Origin of the sequence: Rhodococcus sp. T9N (assembly GCF_024436645.1) — a bacterium.
Taxonomy (GTDB): Bacteria; Actinomycetota; Actinomycetes; order Mycobacteriales; family Mycobacteriaceae; genus Rhodococcus_F; species Rhodococcus_F qingshengii.
The window spans coordinates 124,927-146,370 of the sequence record NZ_JAMSKS010000010.1 but is presented as its reverse complement, the minus strand read 5'-3'; the positions used below and the strand labels follow the sequence as shown (position 1 = coordinate 146,370).

The window sequence follows — 21,444 nt, the reverse complement described above, 5'->3', positions numbered from 1 at the left end:
GAGGTACGAGATAGTTCTGAGATTCTGCGGACCGCTCACGCCGTGACTGCGACCTTCGCCTCGTCGACGTCTGTGGTCAGCGTCGACGGCTTGCGCAGGAAGACGAACCAGGTGACTGCGATGCAGGCGATGTAGAAGGCCAGGAACACCCAGAAGGCCATGGTCGCCGACTTCGCGGGGCTGCTGTACGACGCGCGCAGCACCAGGTTGATGCCGACGCCGCCCAAACCGCCTACCGCACCGGCAAATCCGATGAGAGCGCCGGAGATACTGCGCGACCACGTTGCCTTCTCGCTTCGATCCATGTGGTCGAAGCTCTGGGCCTTCGCCTCGAAGATCGCCGGGATCATCTTGTAGACGGATCCGTTTCCGATGCCCGAGAGCAGGAACAGGGCGATGAAGCCGAGAACGAATGTCACCATGATTCCGGCGCTGGCGACGCCCGCGGTGTTGTCGTCCATCGTTCCGGCCGTCACGAGTATCGATGCCGCGAATGCCATGGCGACAAACGTCCACATGGTGATCTTGCCGCCGCCGATGCGGTCGGCCAGTTTGCCACCGAGCGGCCGGGCGATCGAACCGAGGAGTGGTCCGATGAAGGCGATCTGTGCTGCATGCAGCGCCGCCGCGGCCGGAGTGGCACCGCCGGCGAGGAAGTTGATCTGCAGAACCTGACCGAAGGCGAAGCTGAATCCGATGAAGGAACCGAACGTACCGATGTACAGGAAGCTGATCACCCACGACTCGGAGAACTTGAGTGCCTTGGCCATGGAGCGCAGGTCCGACTTCTGGTTGCCCAGGTTGTCCATGAACAGCGCGGCACCGACGGCGGCGGCCGCAATGAACACGAGATAGACGGCGCAGACGATCCACGGAGCGCGGTTACCGACGGTGGCGATCACCAGCAGACCGATCAGCTGAATCATCGGCACACCGATGTTGCCGCCGCCGGCATTGAGACCGAGCGCCCACCCCTTGAGGCGTTGCGGGTAGAAGGCATTGATGTTGGTCATCGACGACGCGAAGTTGCCGCCGCCGATACCTGCAGTGGCCGCTACCAACATGAACGTGGTGTACGACGCACCCGGGTTCATCATCAGGTAGAGCGTGAGAAGTGTTGGCACGAAGAGGAACAGCGCACTCATGACGGTCCAGTTGCGACCGCCGAACCGTGCGGTGGCAACCGTGTAGGGAATACGGAGGACCGACCCGACAAGTGTGGGCACTGCGACGAGGAAGAACTTTCCGGCCGCGTCGATGCCGTAGATATCCGTCGGCATGAACAACACCATCACGGACCAGATCGACCAGATCGAGAAGCCGACGTGTTCGGCTACCACTGACCAGATCAGGTTCCGCTTCGCGATGTCCTTGCCGCCGGATTCCCAGGCGTCGACGTCCTCTGCATCCCAATGCTCGATGTAATGACTCACCAGGGCCTCCTGAATATGTTGGAGACCCAAAGGTAGAAAACGGTTATTGCGCCGGTGCTGCGTGCGATGACCGCGAAGTCAATTGATCCTCACCCGGTAACAAGACCGGGTGTGAGCTAGTTTTTCGCAGGTGCGTGCCAGGAATCCTCGAGCATCCGAGGCTTGCATGCCTGGTAGGCGCCCAGGAGCACCACGATCACAGCGACGACGAGCAGGCCGAACGGCGCAGCGTATCCACCGGACACGTCGTGAAAAACGCCGAACAGGAGCGGACCGAGGCAGGCAACGGAGTAGCCGATGCCCTGGGTGAAGCCGGACAGTGCCGAGGAACCGATGTGTGAACGAGTACGCAGGTTGATCAGTGTGAGCGACATCGGGAACGTGCTCGGGCCGAGGCCCAGGACGACAACCCACACGACCGGCGCCGCCATCGGGGCAAAGTACAGCCCGCCCATGCCGACCAGGTAGCAGACGGCACACGCGATCACGACAGGGAAGGGATTGGCCATGCGGGCGCACAGCGTCGGTGCACCGAACGCTGCGACGAGCCCGATCACCGAGAACATTCCGACCATCGTTCCGCCGAAGGCATCACTGGCTCCGGCGTCACGAAGGATCGACGGAATCCACGTGAACATCGAATACGTGATCAGTGAGGTCATGCCGAACATGCCGGCCATCCCCCAGGCCACGGGAGAACGCCAGACCTGACCGCGTGGCTGTTCTGCCACTGCCGCAACCGAATCCGATGAATTCTCGACGGACCCGGCTTCGTTCGCGCGAGCCTTGCGCGAGCGAGCGAGGGTGATCAACCACGGCACTGCTGCGGCGAAGCCGAAGGCGGACCACCAGCCGATCGAGAACCGCCACCCGAAGGCGTCGGCGACCGGGACTGCGACGAACGCCGGAACGATGGTGCCGATCTGCACGGCCACGATGTAGACCGAACTCATGGTGGCGAGGCGATCCGAGAAGTACCGCTTGACCAACGGCGGGATCACGACATTGCCGATTCCCATGCCTGCCAGTGCCAGAGCCGAGAGGGCCAGCAACGACCATGTCTGAGACATCATGGCGCGCAACAACATTCCGACGCCGGCCATGAGCATTGCAACGAGGGCCGTTCGCTCGAGCCCGATACGTTTCGCGATGGCGGGAGTGATGAGACCGAAGATGGCGAACATTGCGGTCGGAACCATGCCGAAGACACCGACGATCGAGGCGGAGAAGCCGATCTCGTCGCGAATCTCGGCCGCCAAGGACGAGAACGAGGTCACCGCAAGTCGAAGTACGAGCGCAGACATCGCAATCGCAGCGAAGACGAGCACACGGCCTTGTATCAACGAGTGGGTTTCGGTTCTCTCCAGTTGAGCAGTCACCGGCAAATCATAGGATGACCGGACGAACTCGCACAAGCGCGGTAATCTAACGTCACATTCACACCACTTACCCGGACCCGAGGAAACAACCACGTGCAACCCGTTCGACGCGCAAGTCTCATCTCGCAGGTCACCGAACAACTCCGCAACGAGATCCGGAGCGGAACCTGGCCGATCGGTTCCAAAATCCCCACCGAACCGGAACTGTCGGAGCTGACCGGGACCGGTCGCAATACCGTGCGCGAGGCGGTCCAGGCGCTCGTACACGCCGGAATGCTGGAACGTCGTCAGGGATCGGGCACCTACGTCGTTGCTGTCTCCGACCTCGGTGGCACTCTCGGCAACTACTTTGCCGGCGCCCACCAGCGGGATGTACTCGAACTTCGGCGCGCACTCGACATCACCGCGGCCACCCTGGCCGCCGCACGGCGAACCGAAGACGACATCGCCGAACTGACGCGGCTACTCGAGCTTCGCACCGCGTCATGGGAGGGTCAGGACGTCGACGCCGCCACCACCGCGGACGTCGCCCTGCACCGAGCAATCGTCGCGGCCAGCCACAACGAGGTCTACCTGGAGTTCTACGACTCCCTGCTCCCGGTCATCGAGACCACGATCCAACAGCACATCGATGCAACCGGCGAAGGATTCCACTCGCAGCACGCGAACCTCGTCAACGCTGTCGTCGACGGGAACACCGTGGCCGCCTCGAACGCCGCACGCGAGCTGTTCGAGGGCCTGGTCTCGGACTTCGGTACCGGCGCCCCGATCTAGAGCAGCAAGCGCACGATGTCGGACGTACGGGCCAACCCCGGGAACGCGTCCGCCGTCGAGCGAGGATGCAGAACATGAACCGCCAAGCGGAACATCACCGCACGTAGAAGCATCTGCGGCCACTCGGGGAGATCTTCCCACCGGCCGACCAGTGCCTCGTCGGCACCGCCCCACGAGATCGCGTCGACCACAGCGACGGCGGCGGCCCACGCGGCCGGCCGCCAATACGGCGTGATGTCGGTGATTCCGGGCGCCATACTGCCCGAGAACAGCACTGTCCCGAACAGATCGCCGTGCACGAGCTGGTCCGGGCTCTGCACCGGCTTACGCAAAGTAGCGAGCCCGGCGATCAGTTCCAGACTTTTGCGACCGTCAGGAGTGGGCGTCTCGAGTTGCTCGACGCCCTTCGCGATCCTCAGCGGAACCGTTTCCCATGCCGCGCGATCAGCGGCGACGAATACGTCGACCTCGGCCCACGGCGGCACGGGCGGTTGCGCAAGGAAGCGCGGGCGCTCGAGCGAGGCCGTCGCCGCATGCAGTCGGCAGGACATCGAGACCACTTCGTCGTGACGTGGTTCCGGCGATCCGACGATGAAGGTGTCGGCACGCCAGCCCGAGACGACGTAACGACCGTCGGTCGAACGCACCGGTCGAGCCAGCCGAACGCCGTCGACTTCGAGGTTCTCTCGCACCTTCGCCGACCACGCTGCGCGGGCATGATCCGCGACTGCTGAAAGGACGACGTCTCCACACAGCCACCCGCCGTCCCAATCCGCACCGAGTGGGATGGGATCGACTTCACGGAGGCCGAAGGTGGAGCACACGTGCTGGGGAGGTTGGCCTGTGCTCACACCCCAACGCTACCGGTGCGCGGCGCCGCCTCCCGCGAGGCGCGCCTAGTAGACCGGCAGACTCGCATCCACCTGGTTCGCCCAGGCGATCGCGCCGCCTTGAACGTGGACCGCGTCGGAGAAACCGGCGTTCTTGAGAAATGCCAATGCCTCGGCGGAACGAATGCCGGTTTTGCAGTACAGCACTATCTGCTTGTTCTGCGGCAACGTCGCCAGAGCTTCACCGGACAGGATGCGGTCCTTCGGGATCAGCACGGCCCCCGGCAGATGCATGATGTCCCATTCAACCGGTTCTCGTACGTCGACCAGCTCGATCGACCGTCCCTCGCCGATCATGGCCTCCAGTTCGGGCGCCGTGATCGTCGAACCGACAGCAGCGGCACTCGCCTCTTCGGACACGACACCGCAGAACGCGTCGTAGTCGATCAAGGCGGTGACCGGCACGCGGGTCGGATCACGCTGAAGGCGGATCGTCCGGAACGTCATCGCAAGTGCGTCGTAGATCATCAGGCGTCCGAGAAGCGGTTCGCCGATCCCCGTGATGAGCTTGACCGCCTCGGTCGCCATGATCGAACCGACGGTCGCAGGCAGGACTCCGAGCACACCACCCTCGGCGCACGAGGGGACCATGCCTGGCGGCGGCGCCTCCGGGTAAAGATCGCGATAGTTCAGTCCCGCGCCGTCCGGGGCGTCTTCCCAGAAGACCGAGACCTGCCCTTCGAAGCGGTAGATCGAGCCCCACACGTACGGCTTTCCCGCGATGACGGCAGCATCGTTGACGAGGTACCGCGTCGCGAAGTTGTCCGTACCGTCCAGGATCAGGTCGTACTCGGAGAACAGTTCGACCGCGTTGGAGTTGTCCAGGCGGAACTCGTGCAATCGGACGTCGACGTGCTCGTTGATTTCGAGAATCGACTCCTTCGCACTGAGCGCCTTCGGGCGTCCGACGTCGGAGCGTCCGTGAATCACCTGACGCTGCAGGTTCGACATGTCGACCTCGTCGAACTCGACGATCCCGATGGTGCCCACTCCTGCGGCCGCGAGGTAGAGCAGTGCCGGTGAACCCAATCCACCGGCGCCGATGAACAGGACTCGTGCATTCTTGAGCCGCTTCTGACCGGTCATGCCTACGTTCGGGATGATCAGGTGCCGGCTGTATCGGGCAACTTCCTCCCGGCTCAACTCGGCTGCCGGCTCCACCAGTGGTGGCAATACGACGGGTGTTGCAGACACCGCGAAACACTCCTAGTTCAAGACGAGATCAGGGATTCTCGATCCGGTCACGCTCGGGGGTACGGCCACGGATTGAAGCGGCACGTGAGTCCGTTCATCGGAACGACGCCCTCGGGATCAAGCCTAGCGATGTCGTTGTTCGCGGTTCCGAAGGTCTGCTGCATCATGATCGGTGCGAGTCCGCCTTCGGTCTCGCACGGCTGATGAGCGGCGTATCCGATGGCATGGCCGACCTCGTGATTGATCTGATACTGCCGATACGAGCCGATGTCGCCCTGGAACGAAATGGCGCCTCGCACCCATCGCGGTTCGTTGAGCAGGACTCGGTCCATGCTCGGGTTGTAGCAGGATCCTTCGAGTTCGATTTCGTATCCACAGCCTTCGCGGATCGTCATCTGTGAGGTCAAGGAGATCCGGAAGTCCGGCTCGCCGGCGTCGACGCGCCGGAACGCGACCTTGGGATCGTTGGTCCAACTCTTCGGATTGGCCAGTGTCTGGTCGACCATGCGTCCGTACGATTCGTCTCCGCCGAAGCCGGTCGTGTCGACGCCGTCCTCGATCTCGACCGTGTACGTGAACTCGCGTTCGGTTCCCTGTCCGACCTTGCCCGTCGTACCTGGTACGACGTGCCACGTTCCACCCCCCGCGACGGTGAACGGACCACCGTCGGGAAGGGCACCGGACGGTATCGACGAGGCAAAAGTTCCGTCTCCGGCCGGTGGGGCACCGATGACATCGGTTCCGTCGGTGCTGTGCGCGAGGTCGGCGGTGGCCGACGTCTTGCTCGCGGAGTCTGTGGCGTCCGGCCGTACCGCATCGACGATCACAAGAATGGTGAGCACCACGAGAACCGGAATCGCGTAGGCCCGCCAACCGTAGGTCGAGACGAAGCGCCCGAGCTTGCTCTGCTTTCGCGCTGCCCGGTCCGGTCGCGGATTACGCGGGGTTCGGCCCACTTCTCGTTTGGTCGGATCCCATTGGGCGCGCAAAGGCTGATGGGAGGAAATGCCGCGATAGTCGCGTTCGCCGTAGGCACGATCATCCGGCACCTCCGGCCGACGTTCGTCGCGAGGCGCTCCAGTTCCGCTACGCATTCGACGTTCCTCACGTTCAGGGTTCTGCGTAGTTCGTCCACGCATGCGCGGTCCCCCTGGGTCAGTCACGTCGTCCAGAATCTCACACACGGCAAGTCGCTCGCCCGGGCTGACCGAAACTTGCTGGTCCTGGCGTGTCATGGCAGCCCGTCCTGTAACGAGAAAGACCGCTGGTCTCGCTCACCGAGGCACGCGCGACTCGCCCGGGCGACACACGGTATCGTTCATTCGGCTACGACCGGTGTGACGGAGGATACTGGCGGGTACGCACACGCGACTCGCGGATCCGCGCGCCGACCGAATTACTTTTGCTCAGATTGGAAGCGACATGACAGAACTCGCGGATCGGACTGACTCCGATCGCGGTACAACGGCTGGCAAGCCTGCCGGAACACGTCGCAGCACCCGCCTCCCCCGCGATGCGCGCCGCCTCCAGCTCCTCGCAGCTGCAAGTGAGGTATTCGTTGCGAACGGGTACCACTCGGCCGGCATGGACGAGATCGCCGAATGTGCCGGTGTCAGCAAGCCAGTTCTGTACCAACATTTCCCAGGCAAACTCGAACTGTACGTCGCAGTCCTGCAGAGTTACGTCGACAGCCTCATCTCGGGTGTACGCCAGGCCCTGCGATCGACGACGGACAACAAACAGCGTGTCCGCGCCGCGGTCCAGGCGTTCTTCGACTTCGTCGACAACGACTCCCAGGGCTTCCGCCTGGTGTTCGAGTCCGACATCATGGGCGAACCTCAGGTCCAGACACGCGTCGAACAAGCCACCGAAGCCTGCGTCGACGCTGTGTTCGACCTGGTGAGTCAGGATTCCGGACTCGATCCGTACCGCGCGCGCATCCTTGCGGTCGGTCTTGTCGGTGCCAGCCAGTTCACTGCGCGGTACTGGCTCGAGGCCGCGCGGCCGATCCCGAAGGAAGAAGCCGTGGAAATCACCGTGACCCTCGCGTGGGGCGGTCTCTCACACGTGCCGCTGCAAGCCGAAACGAAGTAACCGGAACCCGAACGAGAATGGGCGGGCAGTCTCACGACTGCCCGCCCATTCTGCTGTTACAGCTACGCGTCAGACGGTAGGCGCGAATCCGACCTTGCGGATATCGGACGGACCGATCTCCACGTACGCCACACGAGAAGCCTGCACCAGGAACTTGCGGCCCTTGTCGTCGACGAGAGCCAGAACCGGCTCGCGGCCACCGAGGACAGCCGCGACCAGTGTCTCGACCTCGTCAGGGGTCTGTTCGCTGTTGACGATGAGCTCACGCGGGCTGTCGATTACACCGATCTTGACCTCCACGGTCAACCTCCGAACTGTTCGTGAATTACATCCGTTGTCGACGCAAGGCTAATGCAGCAACGACCGCCCACGCTCCTCTGCACGCTGTGCCCAGAGCGAACAGGCACCTAGACGAGTCCGAGAATCGCCATCCGCTCGGCATGCTTTGCCTGCATGCCGTCGAACAACGCGACAACTCCGTTGAGGTCGCCGGAGGCGGAGATCACCAGATCGGTTAGATCTTCACGCTGCGCCAGCACGAACTGTGCCTGCGTGATTGCTTCGCCCAGAAGACGGCGTCCCCACAGCATCAACCGGTCCTTTGCGCGAGTACTGGCCTCCACTGCTGCCTTCACCTCGAGCACCACGAACTCCGAGTGGCCCGTCTGGGACAGCACGTCCTCGACGATTTCCGCGACATCCGCCGGGAGGGAGTGCCCGATCTCGCGATAGAAGTCGGCAGCGATTCCGTCGCCGACGTACGCCTTCACGAGCGATTCCAGCCACGTCGACGGTGTCGTCGACGCGTGGTAGTTGTCGAGAGCTCGAACGAACGGGTCCATGACGGCGAAGATCTCGTGGCCACGTTCCGTCAACGCCGTTTCCAGAGTCTCGAAGTGGTCCATCTCGGCGGCGGCCATGCTGGCGAACGCCACCTTGCCTCGCAGGTCCGGTGCCATTTGTGCGTCCTCCGCCAAGCGGTAGAACGCCGAAATCTCGCCATACGCGAGAACGGCAAACAAATCGATCACGCCAGGGTGATCGGAAGCGACTCGGCCTCCGGTTCCAGCGTCCGTCGAAGCATCAAGATCGTGTGCGCCCATGACTACGAACTGTAGTGCTTCGACGGCCGACGCGACCGGCAAGGACCGCATGTCCGATTCGGTGATCTTCGACATGTCATCGCGAGGGACGGACAACGTGCAGCTACAATGGTCTTGGGAGTTCGCCAGTTCCCCCGGGCCATTTGGTTAGCCGGGACGGCTGTATTCACACGAACCCCACCGATAATGTGCGCGCACCTGCATCGACGGTTGTCGCCCGCTTCGCCGAGATCGCCGGACGGTTCGAATTCGTCCGAGTGGAATTCAGTGCTGAGGCGTAGGCATGACCGAAGAAAAAGAGGGCATCGACATCGGCCGACTTACGGCCTGGCCCCTTACCTTGTGCGTGCGTACCGCCACGAGGAAAGGCTAGTCCCCTGAGCAAGATCACTGTCGACCACGAAGACGAAGCAACCGAGAACACCGTTTCCGTCCAGCTCGACGACACCCATGTACCCCCGAGCTTCGCCGAACTCGGTGTCCGCGACGAAATCGTCCGCGCACTGAACGAGATCGGCATCGAGCGCACCTTCGCCATCCAGGAACTCACCCTTCCGTTGGCTCTCGCCGGTGACGACCTCATCGGTCAGGCCCGCACCGGAATGGGCAAGACCTTCGGTTTCGGCGTCCCGCTCCTGCATCGCATCGTCACCGCCGAGAACGGCACAGCTGTTCTCGACGGCACGCCCCGCGCTCTGATCATCGTTCCCACCCGCGAGCTGTGCATCCAGGTCGCCCGCGACCTCGAGAACGCCAGCAAGTACCTCCGGGTCGGCGACCGCGGTCTCCAGGTTCTGCCCATCTACGGCGGCCGTCCGTACGAGGCGCAGATCTCGGCACTCCAGAAGGGCGTCGACGTTGTCGTCGGCACCCCGGGTCGCCTGCTCGACCTCGCCAACCAGTCGCACCTGATCCTGGGCAAGGTGGGCGTTCTCGTCCTCGACGAGGCCGACGAAATGCTCGACCTGGGATTCCTCCCCGACATCGAACGCCTCATGGGCATGGTCCCCGACAAGCGTCAGACGATGCTCTTCTCCGCGACGATGCCCGGCCCGATCATCACCCTGGCTCGCACCTTCCTGACGCAGCCGACGCACATCCGCGCCGAAGAGGCCGAATCCTCCGCGGTGCACGATCGCACCAGCCAGCACATCTACCGTGCACACGCGCTCGACAAGGCCGAGATGGTCGCCCGCGTCCTGCAGGCCGAAGGCCGCGGCGCGACGATGATCTTCACCCGCACCAAGCGCACAGCCCAGAAGGTGGCCGACGATCTCGCGGAACGCGGCTTCTCCGTCGGTGCCGTCCACGGTGACCTCGGCCAGATCGCCCGTGAAAAGGCGCTGAAGGGCTTCCGTAACGGCAAGGTCGACGTTCTGGTCGCCACCGACGTCGCTGCCCGCGGTATCGACATCGACGACGTCACCCACGTCATCAACTACCAGTGCCCCGAGGACGAGAAGACCTACGTCCACCGCATCGGTCGTACCGGCCGCGCCGGACGCACCGGCATCGCCGTCACGCTGGTCGACTGGGACGACATCCCTCGCTGGCAGCTCATCGACAAGGCACTGAGCCTCGGAATCCCCGACCCGGTCGAGACCTACTCCAGCTCGCCGCACCTCTACGAAGAGTTGTCCATTCCGGCCGATGCCAAGGGCACTGTTCGCAAGGCCAAGGCCGCCCCGGAGAAGGCAGCAACGGACAAAGCAGACGCGCCGAAGTCGACCGACTCGGACGGCAACGAAGAGAAGGCCGCTCCCCGCCGCAACCGGACCCGTCGCCGCACCCGCGCCGGCGCTTCGACCGACGCCGCGACGTCCACCACCGCCGGCGCCACCACAGCTCCCCCTTCGGCACCCGCGGCAACCGCTGCCGAGAACTCGGACGAAGACGGAGCGGCCAAGCCGCGTCGCCGTCGGCGTCGTCGCCCCGCGGCTTCCGCGACAGCAGGCGCCGCAGAGTAAGCTGCCGATGTGCTGGCTCCCGAAAGGCGTACTCGCTCAGATGTCATCGGTGCGCTGGCAATCGCGCTGGCCGTAATCGTGGCGGTGACCGTTGTGTGGTTGCGCAGTGATGCGCGCGGAACCACCTCGGTCACCGCCGAATCTCCACTCCCACCTCTGTCGACGTCGGTGTTGTTACCCGACATCCTGAAGCAGACGTGGGAATCTCCCAGTGCCGACTCGACGGCACCGATCACCGTCGGAAATGCCGTCGTCACCGCCGACGGCTCCGAGGTGATCGGCCGCGATCCGGCAACGGGCGAAGAAGTATGGCGATACGCGCGCAACATTCCGCTGTGCGGCGCGATCGGTTCGTGGGATCGCGTCGTCAGCGTCTATCAGGACGATCGCGGTTGCTCTCAGGTCACGTCGCTGGTCGCCGACACCGGCGCCCGAAAGGACCAGCGCAACAGCGACGCCGATTCCGCGGTCAGCCTTTCAGCGGACGGCACCTACCTGATTTCGCGCGGCAGTGAGCGAATGGAGCTGTGGCGCTCGGACCTCGTCCGAACCCTCGAGTACGGCCGGGTCGACGCGAAGGTGAACCCCAACAAGCAACCTCGCACCGGATGCACGCTGCTCGACGCTGCGTCGAGCGCCAACCGAGTCTCGGTACTCGAGAGCTGCCCCGGTGAAGCCTCCAACAGGTTGACGGTGATGAATCCCGCACCGAAGGACGCCCAGGAACCCGAAGAGTACGGATCCGCGATTCTCCTCGACTCCGAGGGCGCCCGCCTGCTTGCCGTGGCCGGCGAAAAGACGGCCGTCTACCTCCCTGCCGCCAACGGAACCGTTTCTCGCATCACTATTTTCGACGGATCCGGCAATCCGATCGTCGACTATCCGATCGAGGGAACGGTGACCGAAGGCGCCCGCACCCACGCCGACAAGGCTTCGATCACGTGGTGGACCGGCTCGCAGACCGTCAACCTGCGCCTGAGCGATCTGGCTCCGACGTGGATCGTCAACGGAACGTCCGGACCCGGAAGCATGGTTGCCGGTCAGATGCTCATCCCCGTTCCGGGCGGCATTGCAGCCGTCAGTCCGTCGGACGGAGCGGTGCAGCGCATGATCGCAGTCGACCGCGGTGAGACGGCGACACCGATCGTGCTCGCCAGTGCGGGCGAGACGATTCTGGAACAGCGCGGCGATACCTTGTTCGCGCTGCGCTAGAAGCTCGCCTTCCTCAGAGCGCCAGCTCCGGCGCGAAAGTCACGACTTCGTTTCCAGCCCAATGCTTTACGAGATTGTCCGCGAGTTCACGATAGGCATCCGCACCCTTGTTCTTTCGTCCGGCGAGGACCGTCGCACCCGACGCGGACGCCTCGGCGAACTTGACGGTGCGTGGGATCGGAGGCGCCAGAACGGCCAGGGAGTAGCGGTCGCTGACGTCGGCGAGCACGTCGCGACTGTGCGTGGTTCGAGCGTCGTACAGAGTCGGAAGTGCGCCGAGCAGAACAAGATCCGGGTTGGTGATGGCTTGGACTTCACGAACCGTACGCAGCAGCTGTCCGACGCCGCGGTGTGCGAGGGTTTCGCATTGCAGTGGAACCAGAACCGACTGCGCCGCAGTCAATCCGTTGAGTGTGAGCACACCCAACGACGGTGGGCAGTCGATGATGATGACGTCGTAAGAGCCCAGGAGCGGAGACAGCGCCCGCTTGAGCGCGAACTCTCGACCGGGTCGCATCAGGAGCAGCGCTTCGGCGCCCGCGAGATCGATCGTGGCCGGCAGGAGATCCATACCGTCGTCCGTCTTCAGCACGGCGTCGACCGCGTCGAGATCACCCGCCAGGACCTCGTTGACCGAACGCTCGAGGCGATCCGGGTTGTGTCCGAGCGAGAACGTCAGGCAGCCCTGCGGGTCGAGATCCACCACCAGAACTCGTTGTCCGAGCGCGGACAAAGCCGCACCGAGAGAAGCGACGGTGGTGGTTTTAGCCACGCCGCCCTTTTGATTCGCCACTGCGAGAACCGTCGTCACACGTAGATCCTTGCGCACTTCGCGCCAGGAGGCGAGCTACACACGCGAGGCAGCCTGCAATGATGGTCGACATGACGTCCCAGTCCGCCCCCTCGTCGATCCCCCTCGGTGCTCGCGTCGTACTCATGCGACACGGTGAAACCGAGTGGGCACGCACCGGGAAACACACGGGCCGGACCGAGGTTCCGCTGACTCCGCTCGGCGAGATGCAGGCAACCGCGACCGGAAATCGCTTGCGAACCCTCGACCTCCGGAACCCCATGATTCTGACGAGTCCGCGGCTGCGCGCACAGTTGACGGGCGATCTCGCCGGCTTGCCGGAAGAGCGAACCTGGGATGCACTGTCCGAATGGGACTACGGCGACTACGAAGGCCTCACGACGCCCGAGATCCGCGCAACGGTGCCCGATTGGACCGTCTGGACGCACCCGTGCCCCGGCGGCGAGCAGGCCGATCAGATCCACGCCCGCACCGACATGGTGCTGTCGATGGTGCGTTCGCAACTACCCGAACGCGACGTGATCCTGATCGGGCACGGCCACTTCTCACGCGCACTCATCGCCCGCTGGCTCGAGCTCCCGGTGACGGAAGGAAAGCGTTTCGCCTTGTCCCCCGGCGCATACTCGGTTCTCGGTTACGAGCACGGCGCCACCCACCTCGTCCATCACAACGTGCCGCCGCTCGTCGAGGCTTGAGGCCTAAGATTCTCCCTATGATCCGACGCGCCACGCCCGCAGACGTCCAGCCGATCACCGACATGATCTACGAGTTGGCCGACTACCAGAAGGCCCTCGACGAGTGCACCGTGAAGGCGGAACAGATCGGCGAGGCGTTGTTCGGGCCGGCCGCGACGGCCTTCGCGCACGTCGCTGTGAATTCGGCCGACGACGTCGTCGGCATGGCATTGTGGTTTCGCAATTTCTCGACGTGGGACGGCGCTCACGGCATCTACCTCGAAGACCTGTACGTCAAGCCCAGTCAGCGCGGATCAGGCCACGGGAAGGCTCTTCTGGCCGCACTCGCCAAGGAGTGCACCGACAACGACTACACCCGGCTGTCCTGGTCGGTGCTCAACTGGAACACCCCCTCGATCAAGTTCTACGAGTCACTCGGTGCCGACGCGAAGACGGAGTGGACCACGTATCGCCTGACCGGTACTCACCTCGGAGCTCTCGCCGCCGAAGCTGAGTAGAGCGGAGGCTGAGTAGGTCTGAAGCAGCGTAGGCGTTCCGTCCTACTTGTCCCGCGGCTCTTCGGTCTCGTCCGGGCGCCCCTCTTCCGGCGACACCTCGTCTGCGTACGCTCCGTACTCCGCTGCCATCCATCGAGACGTCGGAGCCGAGAACAGGCAGCCCAGAGCGCCGAGAACGACGACACCCAGAACGATGCCGAGTGGCACCTGATGCGAATCGGTCAGGAGCGACCAGGCGACCGGCAGGAGCAGCAACTGCGCGACGACGGCAATTGCCCGGCCCCACCGGCGGCCCGTCAGCAAAGCGATACCGGCAGCCAACACCGCGCCGCCGAGGATCGCGACCCAGGCGGCAAATCCGTATCCGTTGGTGACGCTCTGATCGTGGCCGGTTGCACCGCGAATCACTGCGACGATCGCGAACCCGGCGGCAACCAGCCCTTGAAGCGTCACGAGGGCACCTGCCCATGTGACTGTCTTGGGCAGGGCGTTCGGACTGGCGGTATTCGGCACGAGGCCAGCCTAGAACACGACACCGGATAGGCTCATGCCCCGTGCGCGCACTGCTGATCGTCAATCCCAATGCCACCTCCACCACCGCTGCCGGTCGTGACCTGTTGGCACACGCCCTCGAGAGTCGGGTGCGACTTACTGTGGCGCACACCACACATCGGGGTCATGCCGCCGAACTGGCGCGCGAAGCCCACGAAGACGGCTTCGGCTCGGTGATCGTCCACGGCGGCGACGGAACGGTCAACGAAGTGGTCAACGGACTGCTCGGGTCACCGCATCCCGCGTCGATGAAATCGGTTCCGGTCGGTCCGATCCCGACGATCGCTGTCGTCCCGGGAGGCTCGGCAAACGTTTTCGCGCGCTCACTCGGTATTGCCGCCGACCCGATCGACGCCACGAACCAGCTCGTCGACCTCCTCTCCGAACGGACCAGGCGCCGAATCGGGCTCGCACACTGCGACAACCGTTGGTTCACGTTCAACGCCGGAATGGGCCTCGACGCCGATGTGTGCGAGGCCGTCGACGCCAGCCGTAAGAACGGTGACGCCGCCACACCCGCCCGGTATGTCCGAACCGCGATCGCGGCGTTCTTCCGTGCCAAGCGAGCCGAACCAGCGCTGACCGTCCACCTTCCCGATCAGGATCCCGTCTCCGGAGTCCACTACGCATTCGTCTCGAACTCGAGCCCGTGGACATATCTGGAAGAGCGTCCCGTCCACACCAATCCGGGAACGACCTTCGACAGTGGACTCGGCATCTTCGCCATGACGAGCACCAAAGTTCTGCCGTCCCTGCGGGTGGTGCGGCAACTACTCGCACGCGGCGCGGAGCCGAAATCGAAGGTCCTCTTACGCACCGACGACGTCCCGACAATCACCATCGAATCGTCGCGACCGATCGGACTCCAGATGGACGGCGACTACATCGGACTTCGTGAAAAGGTCGAATTCACCTCGGTCCCGGATGCACTGGAAGTGTTCGCACCGATTACGACGTGAGTCAGGCAACACGTTTGACCTGCAAAAACTCTGGTGCCAAAAGGTCGAAATCGGGTAAAATGCCGGTGACGCCCAGGTGGCCGTCAGGTGTGTCACAAATTAGTGAGTTGGCCCACGAACCCGTTCAAACCTATTGACATACCGCGAGTTCGTGAAAGCATTCACAAGTAACAGTGCGGAAACATTGATGACGCACACACAAACTCATTGGTACCAAATGGTGTGAATACACACCCAATTAAGGAGCGAAAAAAGATGGACTGGCGCCACAACGCAATCTGTCGCGACGAGGATCCCGAACTGTTCTTCCCTGTGGGAAACAGTGGACCGGCCCTCGCTCAGATCGCTGATGCCAAGGTTGTCTGCAACCGCTGCCCCGTCACCGCCGAGTGCCTGTCGTGGGCTCTCGAGTCCGGCCAGGATGCAGGCGTCTGGGGCGGAATGAGCGAAGACGAGCGTCGCGCACTCAAGCGTCGTAACGCACGTACCCGTGCACGCACTTCCGTCTAGGTAGAACCGAGACGTTCGACTCGCGGCGGAGAACAGCCCCTCTGCACAGTCGAAGACGACAGCCCGGCACCACATGGTGCCGGGCTTTTTGTCTGCTCGAATCGCTAACGCGGCTCGAATCAGTAACGCGCAGAACGTCTACCGAGCGGCACACGCAGAACCGCGTCGGTACCGCCTCCGCTTCCCGGGTGCAGTCCGAGCGAGCCACCGAGTTCGGCGCCCAGCAAAGTCCGCACGATCTGGAGTCCGAGGCGATCGGATTTCTCGAGGTCGAAGTTCTCCGGCAGGCCGCGCCCGTTGTCGTGGATGATCACGTCCAACCAGCGTGCAGAACGCTCGGCACTGAGTGTGACCGTGCCGGTCACACCCGGATCGAAAGCGTGCTCGATCGCGTTCTGCACCAACTCCGTCAGCACCATGACCAGCGGGGTGGCGCGCTCGGCGGAGAACACTCCGAAACTGCCCTCACGCCGAATCGTCACCGGCACACCTACTCCCGCGACATCGGAGAGCATGGGAACCAACCGGTCGATCACCTCGTCGAGATCCACCTCTTCGTCCACCGACATCGACAAGGTGTCGTGAACGAGGGCGATGGACGTCACGCGTCTCACCGACTCTGTCAACGCTTGTCGCGCTTCGTCGTTGCCGGTTCGCCTGGCCTGTAGACGCAGAAGCGCCGCGACGGTTTGCAGATTGTTCTTCACTCGATGGTGAATCTCGCGGATGGTTGCGTCCTTGCTCAGGAGAGCGCGATCACGACGCTTGACCTCGGTGACGTCGCGGACGACGACCGCAGCACCGACATGCCGGCCGCCAGGCTTGAGAACCAGGGCCCGCAGCAGAACGGTCGCCCCGCGCGCCTCGATCTCCATACGGCGACCGGGCTTGTCCGCCAACGTATCTCGGATGTATCCCGCAGCTTCCTGAGACTCGAACGGGTCGGTGACCAACGAACGGGTCAGCGCTGCGAGGTCTTGGCCCACCAGATCCGAACTCAGACCCATCCGGTGATAGGCCGAGAGCGCGTTCGGGCTGGCATAGACGACTGTGCCTTCGGTATCGAGACGGATGAAGCCGTCGCCCGCACGTGGGCTCGAGTTCGTGTCGGAGCGCGATTCTCGGATCGGGAAGGTTCCGTCGCTGATCATCTGACACAGGTCTTCGGCGCAATCGAGATACGCGAGTTCGAGCGGACTCTGCGCTCGCTGGTGCGACAGGTTGGTGTCGCGGCTCAGAACAGCGATGACTCGCCCGTCCAGACGCACCGGAACGGCTTCCCGACGCGGCGGCATTCCTTCACGCCACGTCTCGTCTTCCCCGCGCACGACGCGGCCCTCCACGAGAGCGCGAAGAACCTGCGGGTGCTCGGACTCGGAAACGACCGTTCCGACCGCATCCTCCGGAAAAGCCGTCGATGCCGTTGTCGGCCGGCAATGCGCGACGCAGATGACCGTCCCCTCGGATCGGTTCTTCTCCGATTCGGTGCCCACCCACAAGAGAACGTCGGCAAAGGAGAGGTCGGCGAGCAGTTGCCACTCCCCCACGACGCGCTGGAGATGGTCGACCGCCGCACCGGGAAGGTCGGTGTGTTCGGCGAGGAGGTCGCTGAGAGTGGACATCGTCCGGCTTAGGAGATCACGGCGATCAGATCGCCTTGCTGAATCACGTCGCCGACCTTGACGCCCACCGTCGTCACCGTTCCCGGAACCTCGGCCAGGACGGGAATCTCCATCTTCATGGATTCGAGGATGACCAGGGTGTCGCCGTCCGCAACGACGTCTCCCTCGCTCACGACGACCTGGTAGACCGTCGAAACCATCTCGGCGCGCACGTCTTCTGCCATCGTGAACCTCACTTCTGTCGGAACTGCACTCTGACCACGAAAATACGTCGACGGATCACTCGATCGACCTGCCAATGGAACCACACCGGCATCGGCGTGAAACAATGACGCGAAAGAAACAGAAGGGAGACCAATCATGGGTAAGCGTGGTCGTAAGAAGCGCAGCCGTAAGGGCAACGCCGCTAACCATGGCAAGCGTCCAAACGCCTGACATGTAGCGCAACAAAACGTCCGAGGGGCGGGGAAGCATTGCTTCCCCGCCCCTCGGCGTTACTGCCTTCCGACTGCTGCCGCTCAGATCTTCGCTGACGGGCTAGCTGTCGGTTTCGGTAGTCGTTATGACGATGGTCCGACGCAACTCGACGGTGAGCCTCTGACGCAGGCTTTCCGGCGCATGGTCTCCGCCGCACTTACGGTTGATCAGGCTCTTGACCTTCTCTTCGATCCCGTAGGCCTCGAGGCACGATCCACAATCGTCGATATGACGCTGCAGGCGAGCACGACTTGAATCGTCGCATTCACCGTCGAGCATCAACCAGACGTCGGCGATGACTGCCGAGCAGTCGAGCCTTTCGAATTCGTCCTGCTCACTCATCGTGTGACACCTTCCGTCTCGGTGGCTGCGACTGTGGCTGTGTCGACCGCGCCGTCCCGATTGAATCCCCGGTCTTTTGCGACATCGGCCAAAAGACCACGCAATTGCTTGCGACCACGGTGCAGTCGCGACATCACCGTTCCGATGGGTGTGCCCATGATCTCCGCGATCTCCTTGTACGGGAATCCTTCGACATCGGCGTAGTACACGGCCATACGGAATTCCTCGGGAAGCGACTGCAGCGCCGCCTTGATGTCGTCGTCAGGCAACGCGTCGAGCGCCTCCACCTCGGCCGATCGCAGCCCCGTCGAAGTGTGCTCGGCGGTGGCGGCCAACTGCCAGTCGGTGATCTCGTCCGTCGGATACTGCGCGGGTTGGCGCTGCTTCTTGCGGTACGAGTTGATGTAGGTGTTCGTGAGAATCCGGTACAGCCAGGCTTTCAGGTTGGTACCGGCACGGAACGAACGGAAAGCGGTGTACGCCTTGACGTACGTCTCCTGCACGAGATCCTCGGCATCAGCCGGATTCCGCGTCATGCGCAGGGCAGCGCCGTACAACTGGTCGAGCAGCGGGAGCGCGTCGCGCTCGAACCGGGCAATCAACTCATCCGCAGTTTCGGGCGTTTCGGACACTGCGCCGTCGATAGGTTCAGCTACCCCTGACGGTTCGTCCTTGGGCCGGTCGTGTTCCAGCACTCTGATCCCTTCACTAGCCGTAGGGATCAAGGTTACCGCCAACTGAAGATCCGACCCACGGGCCGGTGGTGGCTCACACACAGCCAGCACGGTCGCTCCTTCGCTTCTCGGGACAAGTTTCATCAACTGGTACCAACACGGGAGTCAGCGACTCTGTTCCCGGCCTGGTCGAATGCACCTGTCGGCGATCCACATAGGGTGTTCCACATGGCCGGAACAGCGACCCCTGCGACCGTACTTCTCGACAAGTCGAAGACACCGCACCGCGTCCACAGCTACGACCACGATCCTCGCGCCGAATCTTTCGGCGACGAGGCGGTCACTGCACTGGCAGAGTCGACAGGCGTTGAGGCCGCCCAGATCTTCAAGACCTTGGTCGTCAAACTCGACACCGGCAAGCTCGCCGTCGCGGTCCTGCCGGTCCCGGACAAGCTCTCGCTCAAAGCTGCAGCCGCTGCCCTCGGTGCGAGCAAAGCCGTCATGGCCGATCGCGCCGAAGCCGAGCGCTCGAGCGGCTACGTCTTCGGCGGTATCTCACCGCTCGGCCAGCGCAAGAAACTGCCGACAGTGATCGATGCGTCGGCGCTCGACTGGGACCGCATTCTCTGCAGCGCCGGCCGACGCGGGCTCGAAATCGAGCTGGCTCCGACGGACCTCACGCAGCTCAGTGGCGCTTTCACGGCGCAAATCACGGCGGGCTGAGTATCCGGTCGCTACGGTCTCACCATGCGACCACACCTGAAAACTCTTGCACTGACCGCTGCAGCGGCAGCCCTCACCGTCTCGCTGACGGCCTGCGGGAGTTCGGACAATGCCGCCAAGGAAGTCACGGTAGTCGGATCAGGGCAGGTCCGCGGGGCGCCGGACATCCTCAATGCCGACATCGGCATCGAGGTGGTTGCCCCGGATGTATCGGGAGCGGTCTCGGAGGCGAATGACAAGGCCCGTCAGATGATCGACGCGATAGTCGCCGCCGGGGTTGCCCCCGAGGACGTGCAGACAAGCGATCTGTCCGTCCAGCCGCAGTACGACGCCAGCGGCGGACCGTTCGTCGGCGGCAACGTGACCGGCTACCGGGCGACCAACTCGGTACGAATCGTCGTCCGCGATCTCGACAAGGCCTCTTCTGTCCTGGACGCCGGCATCGCGGCGGGCGGAAACGCGGCACGGCTCGGTAACGTCGCCTTCGCCATCGACGACGACTCTCAGCTTCTGGCCGACGCTCGCACCCGTGCCTTCGAGGACGCGAAGAACCGTGCCGAGCAGTACGCGGATCTGTCCGGGACGTCGCTCGAAAACGTCGTGACCATCACCGAGGCACACGACACGAGTGGCGGTCAGACCATGCGCGCTCCCGACGCCTCGATGTCCGACATGGTTCTCGCCCCGGGAACCCAGCAGGTCTCGTTCGAAGTGACCGTCACCTGGGCTCTCGGCTGACTGCTAGAGCAGGCTGATCTGCTCGCCGGCACGGTCGACGTCCGGCTCGATCAACTCGTGCCCGTTGTTCTTGACACTGTTGACCAGCGGCCGGACTCGATCGACGTCGATCCGCTCGAAGAGGTCCGGTACCGGTTCGAGCAGAGCCGAATCGACGGTGTTGTCGGGATCGAGCCACGCCTCCCAGCGGTCACGAGGCAGGGCGAGGGGCATGCGGTCGTGAACCTGCTCGAGGTGACCGAGAGAGTCGACCGTGACGATCGAGCAGCTCAGAACGGGGCTCGCGTTCTCGACCCTCGGGTCCCGCCAGGCAGACCACACGCCCGCCATGAACAGCCGTGATCCGTCGTCGGGGTGCATGTAGTAAGGAATCTTCGCTGCCTTCTTCCCGCCGGTGGCCTCGGTCTGCCACTCGTACCACCCGTCCATGGGGACCAGGCAACGCTTGAACTTGAAGGCGGTCCGAAACGCCGGCTTCTCCGCCAGCGAGTCGGCGCGGGCGTTGAACAGGACCGGGCCTTTGCCCAGTTCCTTGGTCCACGACGGCACCAATCCCCACCGCATCCGCCGAATCCTCTTGGTCGGATCGCTGTCGGGGTTCTCCCGATCGTGGCGTTCGACGACGGTCAACACCTCGGTCGTGGGGGCCACGTTGTAATCGGCTTCGACGGGCGCCGAGTGGTCGGTCTCGTCGAGCGCGTCGAGTTCCACCGCCAGGGTGGCCGGGTCCGCTGTGGTCGCATACCTTCCGCACATGACACCCAGGGTGGCACGGTTTCGACCATTCCCCCACCGATG

General features: G+C 63.6%; 25 protein-coding genes. 11 read left to right on the top strand and 14 right to left on the bottom strand.

Annotated features, from left to right (window positions below; all coding sequences use genetic code 11):
- Window positions 1–35: 35 nt before the first annotated feature.
- Both M1L53_RS17900 and M1L53_RS17895 read right to left on the bottom strand, forming a co-directional pair.
- Window positions 36–1,436, bottom strand: a complete 1,401-nt coding sequence (locus M1L53_RS17900) for a nitrate/nitrite transporter (RefSeq protein WP_085989607.1) — start codon at window positions 1,434–1,436, stop codon at window positions 36–38.
- Window positions 1,437–1,549: 113 nt separating this feature from the next.
- The gene (locus tag M1L53_RS17895) at window positions 1,550–2,812 is read right to left on the bottom strand and encodes an MFS transporter (protein ID WP_054187624.1); all 1,263 of its coding nucleotides are present in this window, start codon (window positions 2,810–2,812) and stop codon (window positions 1,550–1,552) included.
- 93 nt (window positions 2,813–2,905) lie between these two features.
- Here M1L53_RS17895 and M1L53_RS17890 point away from each other — a divergent pair, with 93 nt between their 5' ends.
- Window positions 2,906–3,586 (top strand): FadR/GntR family transcriptional regulator, encoded by a 681-nt coding sequence (locus tag M1L53_RS17890; protein ID WP_003942319.1) that lies wholly within the window; start codon window positions 2,906–2,908, stop codon window positions 3,584–3,586.
- On the opposite strand, the gene M1L53_RS17885 is transcribed toward M1L53_RS17890, so the two are convergent.
- From M1L53_RS17885 to M1L53_RS17875, 3 genes are read right to left on the bottom strand one after another with little or no spacing between them, the layout of a single operon-like run.
- The gene (locus M1L53_RS17885) at window positions 3,583–4,437 is read right to left on the bottom strand and encodes a TIGR02569 family protein (protein ID WP_007731227.1); all 855 of its coding nucleotides are present in this window, start codon (window positions 4,435–4,437) and stop codon (window positions 3,583–3,585) included. The two genes, M1L53_RS17890 and M1L53_RS17885, sit on opposite strands and share 4 nt — an antisense overlap.
- Window positions 4,438–4,482: 45 nt before the next feature.
- Window positions 4,483–5,670 (bottom strand): adenylyltransferase/sulfurtransferase MoeZ, encoded by a 1,188-nt coding sequence (moeZ, locus tag M1L53_RS17880; RefSeq protein ID WP_003942292.1) that lies wholly within the window; start codon window positions 5,668–5,670, stop codon window positions 4,483–4,485.
- Between the two features lie 47 nt (window positions 5,671–5,717).
- On the bottom strand, window positions 5,718–6,764 hold the full coding sequence (locus M1L53_RS17875; protein ID WP_007731223.1) for a DUF3152 domain-containing protein: 1,047 nt from the start codon (window positions 6,762–6,764) through the stop codon (window positions 5,718–5,720).
- A 328-nt stretch (window positions 6,765–7,092) separates the two neighbouring features.
- Here M1L53_RS17875 and M1L53_RS17870 point away from each other — a divergent pair, with 328 nt between their 5' ends.
- Complete coding sequence (locus tag M1L53_RS17870) at window positions 7,093–7,764, top strand: TetR/AcrR family transcriptional regulator (RefSeq protein ID WP_003942309.1); 672 nt, start codon at window positions 7,093–7,095, stop codon at window positions 7,762–7,764.
- 69 nt (window positions 7,765–7,833) lie between these two features.
- Here M1L53_RS17870 and M1L53_RS17865 read toward each other — a convergent pair whose 3' ends face one another.
- Complete coding sequence (locus tag M1L53_RS17865; RefSeq protein ID WP_003942312.1) at window positions 7,834–8,064, bottom strand: DUF3107 domain-containing protein; 231 nt, start codon at window positions 8,062–8,064, stop codon at window positions 7,834–7,836.
- A gap of 107 nt (window positions 8,065–8,171) precedes the next feature.
- Window positions 8,172–8,867: a ferritin-like fold-containing protein gene (locus tag M1L53_RS17860; protein ID WP_029255047.1), complete on the bottom strand. Its 696-nt coding sequence runs from the start codon at window positions 8,865–8,867 to the stop codon at window positions 8,172–8,174.
- A gap of 377 nt (window positions 8,868–9,244) precedes the next feature.
- On the opposite strand from M1L53_RS17860, the gene M1L53_RS17855 reads away from it, so the two are divergent.
- Both M1L53_RS17855 and M1L53_RS17850 read left to right on the top strand, forming a co-directional pair.
- A complete protein-coding gene (locus M1L53_RS17855; RefSeq protein WP_054187625.1) occupies window positions 9,245–10,834 on the top strand; it encodes a DEAD/DEAH box helicase in 1,590 nt (529 codons plus the stop codon).
- A gap of 9 nt (window positions 10,835–10,843) precedes the next feature.
- The gene (locus tag M1L53_RS17850; protein ID WP_054187626.1) at window positions 10,844–12,046 is read left to right on the top strand and encodes a PQQ-binding-like beta-propeller repeat protein; all 1,203 of its coding nucleotides are present in this window, start codon (window positions 10,844–10,846) and stop codon (window positions 12,044–12,046) included.
- 13 nt (window positions 12,047–12,059) lie between these two features.
- On the opposite strand, the gene M1L53_RS17845 is transcribed toward M1L53_RS17850, so the two are convergent.
- The gene (locus M1L53_RS17845; protein WP_003940948.1) at window positions 12,060–12,857 is read right to left on the bottom strand and encodes a ParA family protein; all 798 of its coding nucleotides are present in this window, start codon (window positions 12,855–12,857) and stop codon (window positions 12,060–12,062) included.
- Between the two features lie 71 nt (window positions 12,858–12,928).
- Here M1L53_RS17845 and M1L53_RS17840 point away from each other — a divergent pair, with 71 nt between their 5' ends.
- On the top strand, window positions 12,929–13,552 hold the full coding sequence (locus tag M1L53_RS17840) for an acid phosphatase (protein WP_080552758.1): 624 nt from the start codon (window positions 12,929–12,931) through the stop codon (window positions 13,550–13,552).
- 17 nt (window positions 13,553–13,569) lie between these two features.
- A complete protein-coding gene (locus M1L53_RS17835) occupies window positions 13,570–14,049 on the top strand; it encodes a GNAT family N-acetyltransferase (RefSeq protein ID WP_003940724.1) in 480 nt (159 codons plus the stop codon).
- A 42-nt stretch (window positions 14,050–14,091) separates the two neighbouring features.
- On the opposite strand, the gene M1L53_RS17830 is transcribed toward M1L53_RS17835, so the two are convergent.
- Window positions 14,092–14,562, bottom strand: a complete 471-nt coding sequence (locus M1L53_RS17830) for a membrane protein (RefSeq protein ID WP_019747799.1) — start codon at window positions 14,560–14,562, stop codon at window positions 14,092–14,094.
- Between the two features lie 41 nt (window positions 14,563–14,603).
- Here M1L53_RS17830 and M1L53_RS17825 point away from each other — a divergent pair, with 41 nt between their 5' ends.
- Window positions 14,604–15,560: a diacylglycerol kinase family protein gene (locus M1L53_RS17825; RefSeq protein ID WP_007731209.1), complete on the top strand. Its 957-nt coding sequence runs from the start codon at window positions 14,604–14,606 to the stop codon at window positions 15,558–15,560.
- Between the two features lie 255 nt (window positions 15,561–15,815).
- Window positions 15,816–16,070, top strand: coding sequence for a WhiB family transcriptional regulator (locus M1L53_RS17820; protein ID WP_003940950.1), 255 nt, complete (start codon window positions 15,816–15,818; stop codon window positions 16,068–16,070).
- Between the two features lie 119 nt (window positions 16,071–16,189).
- On the opposite strand, the gene M1L53_RS17815 is transcribed toward M1L53_RS17820, so the two are convergent.
- Both M1L53_RS17815 and M1L53_RS17810 read right to left on the bottom strand, forming a co-directional pair.
- A complete protein-coding gene (locus M1L53_RS17815; protein ID WP_003940890.1) occupies window positions 16,190–17,692 on the bottom strand; it encodes a sensor histidine kinase in 1,503 nt (500 codons plus the stop codon).
- A gap of 8 nt (window positions 17,693–17,700) precedes the next feature.
- Window positions 17,701–17,916, bottom strand: a complete 216-nt coding sequence (locus tag M1L53_RS17810; protein WP_007731208.1) for a biotin/lipoyl-binding carrier protein — start codon at window positions 17,914–17,916, stop codon at window positions 17,701–17,703.
- A gap of 136 nt (window positions 17,917–18,052) precedes the next feature.
- On the opposite strand from M1L53_RS17810, the gene M1L53_RS34880 reads away from it, so the two are divergent.
- Complete coding sequence (locus M1L53_RS34880; protein ID WP_022597109.1) at window positions 18,053–18,127, top strand: 50S ribosomal protein bL37; 75 nt, start codon at window positions 18,053–18,055, stop codon at window positions 18,125–18,127.
- A 102-nt stretch (window positions 18,128–18,229) separates the two neighbouring features.
- Here M1L53_RS34880 and rsrA read toward each other — a convergent pair whose 3' ends face one another.
- Window positions 18,230–18,511, bottom strand: a complete 282-nt coding sequence (rsrA, locus tag M1L53_RS17805) for a mycothiol system anti-sigma-R factor (protein ID WP_003940722.1) — start codon at window positions 18,509–18,511, stop codon at window positions 18,230–18,232.
- Window positions 18,508–19,206 (bottom strand): sigma-70 family RNA polymerase sigma factor, encoded by a 699-nt coding sequence (locus M1L53_RS17800; protein ID WP_042922166.1) that lies wholly within the window; start codon window positions 19,204–19,206, stop codon window positions 18,508–18,510. The genes rsrA and M1L53_RS17800 overlap by 4 nt, the downstream gene beginning before the upstream one ends.
- Window positions 19,207–19,413: 207 nt before the next feature.
- On the opposite strand from M1L53_RS17800, the gene ybaK reads away from it, so the two are divergent.
- Window positions 19,414–19,908 carry a Cys-tRNA(Pro) deacylase gene (gene ybaK / locus M1L53_RS17795; protein ID WP_054187627.1) on the top strand — a complete coding sequence of 165 codons (495 nt, stop codon included), beginning with the start codon at window positions 19,414–19,416 and terminating at the stop codon, window positions 19,906–19,908.
- A gap of 24 nt (window positions 19,909–19,932) precedes the next feature.
- A complete protein-coding gene (locus tag M1L53_RS17790; RefSeq protein ID WP_021332569.1) occupies window positions 19,933–20,646 on the top strand; it encodes an SIMPL domain-containing protein in 714 nt (237 codons plus the stop codon).
- Window positions 20,647–20,649: 3 nt separating this feature from the next.
- Here the strand turns inward: M1L53_RS17790 and M1L53_RS17785 are convergent, their stop codons facing one another.
- Window positions 20,650–21,402 (bottom strand): SOS response-associated peptidase, encoded by a 753-nt coding sequence (locus tag M1L53_RS17785; RefSeq protein ID WP_020969226.1) that lies wholly within the window; start codon window positions 21,400–21,402, stop codon window positions 20,650–20,652.
- Window positions 21,403–21,444: the final 42 nt, after the last annotated feature.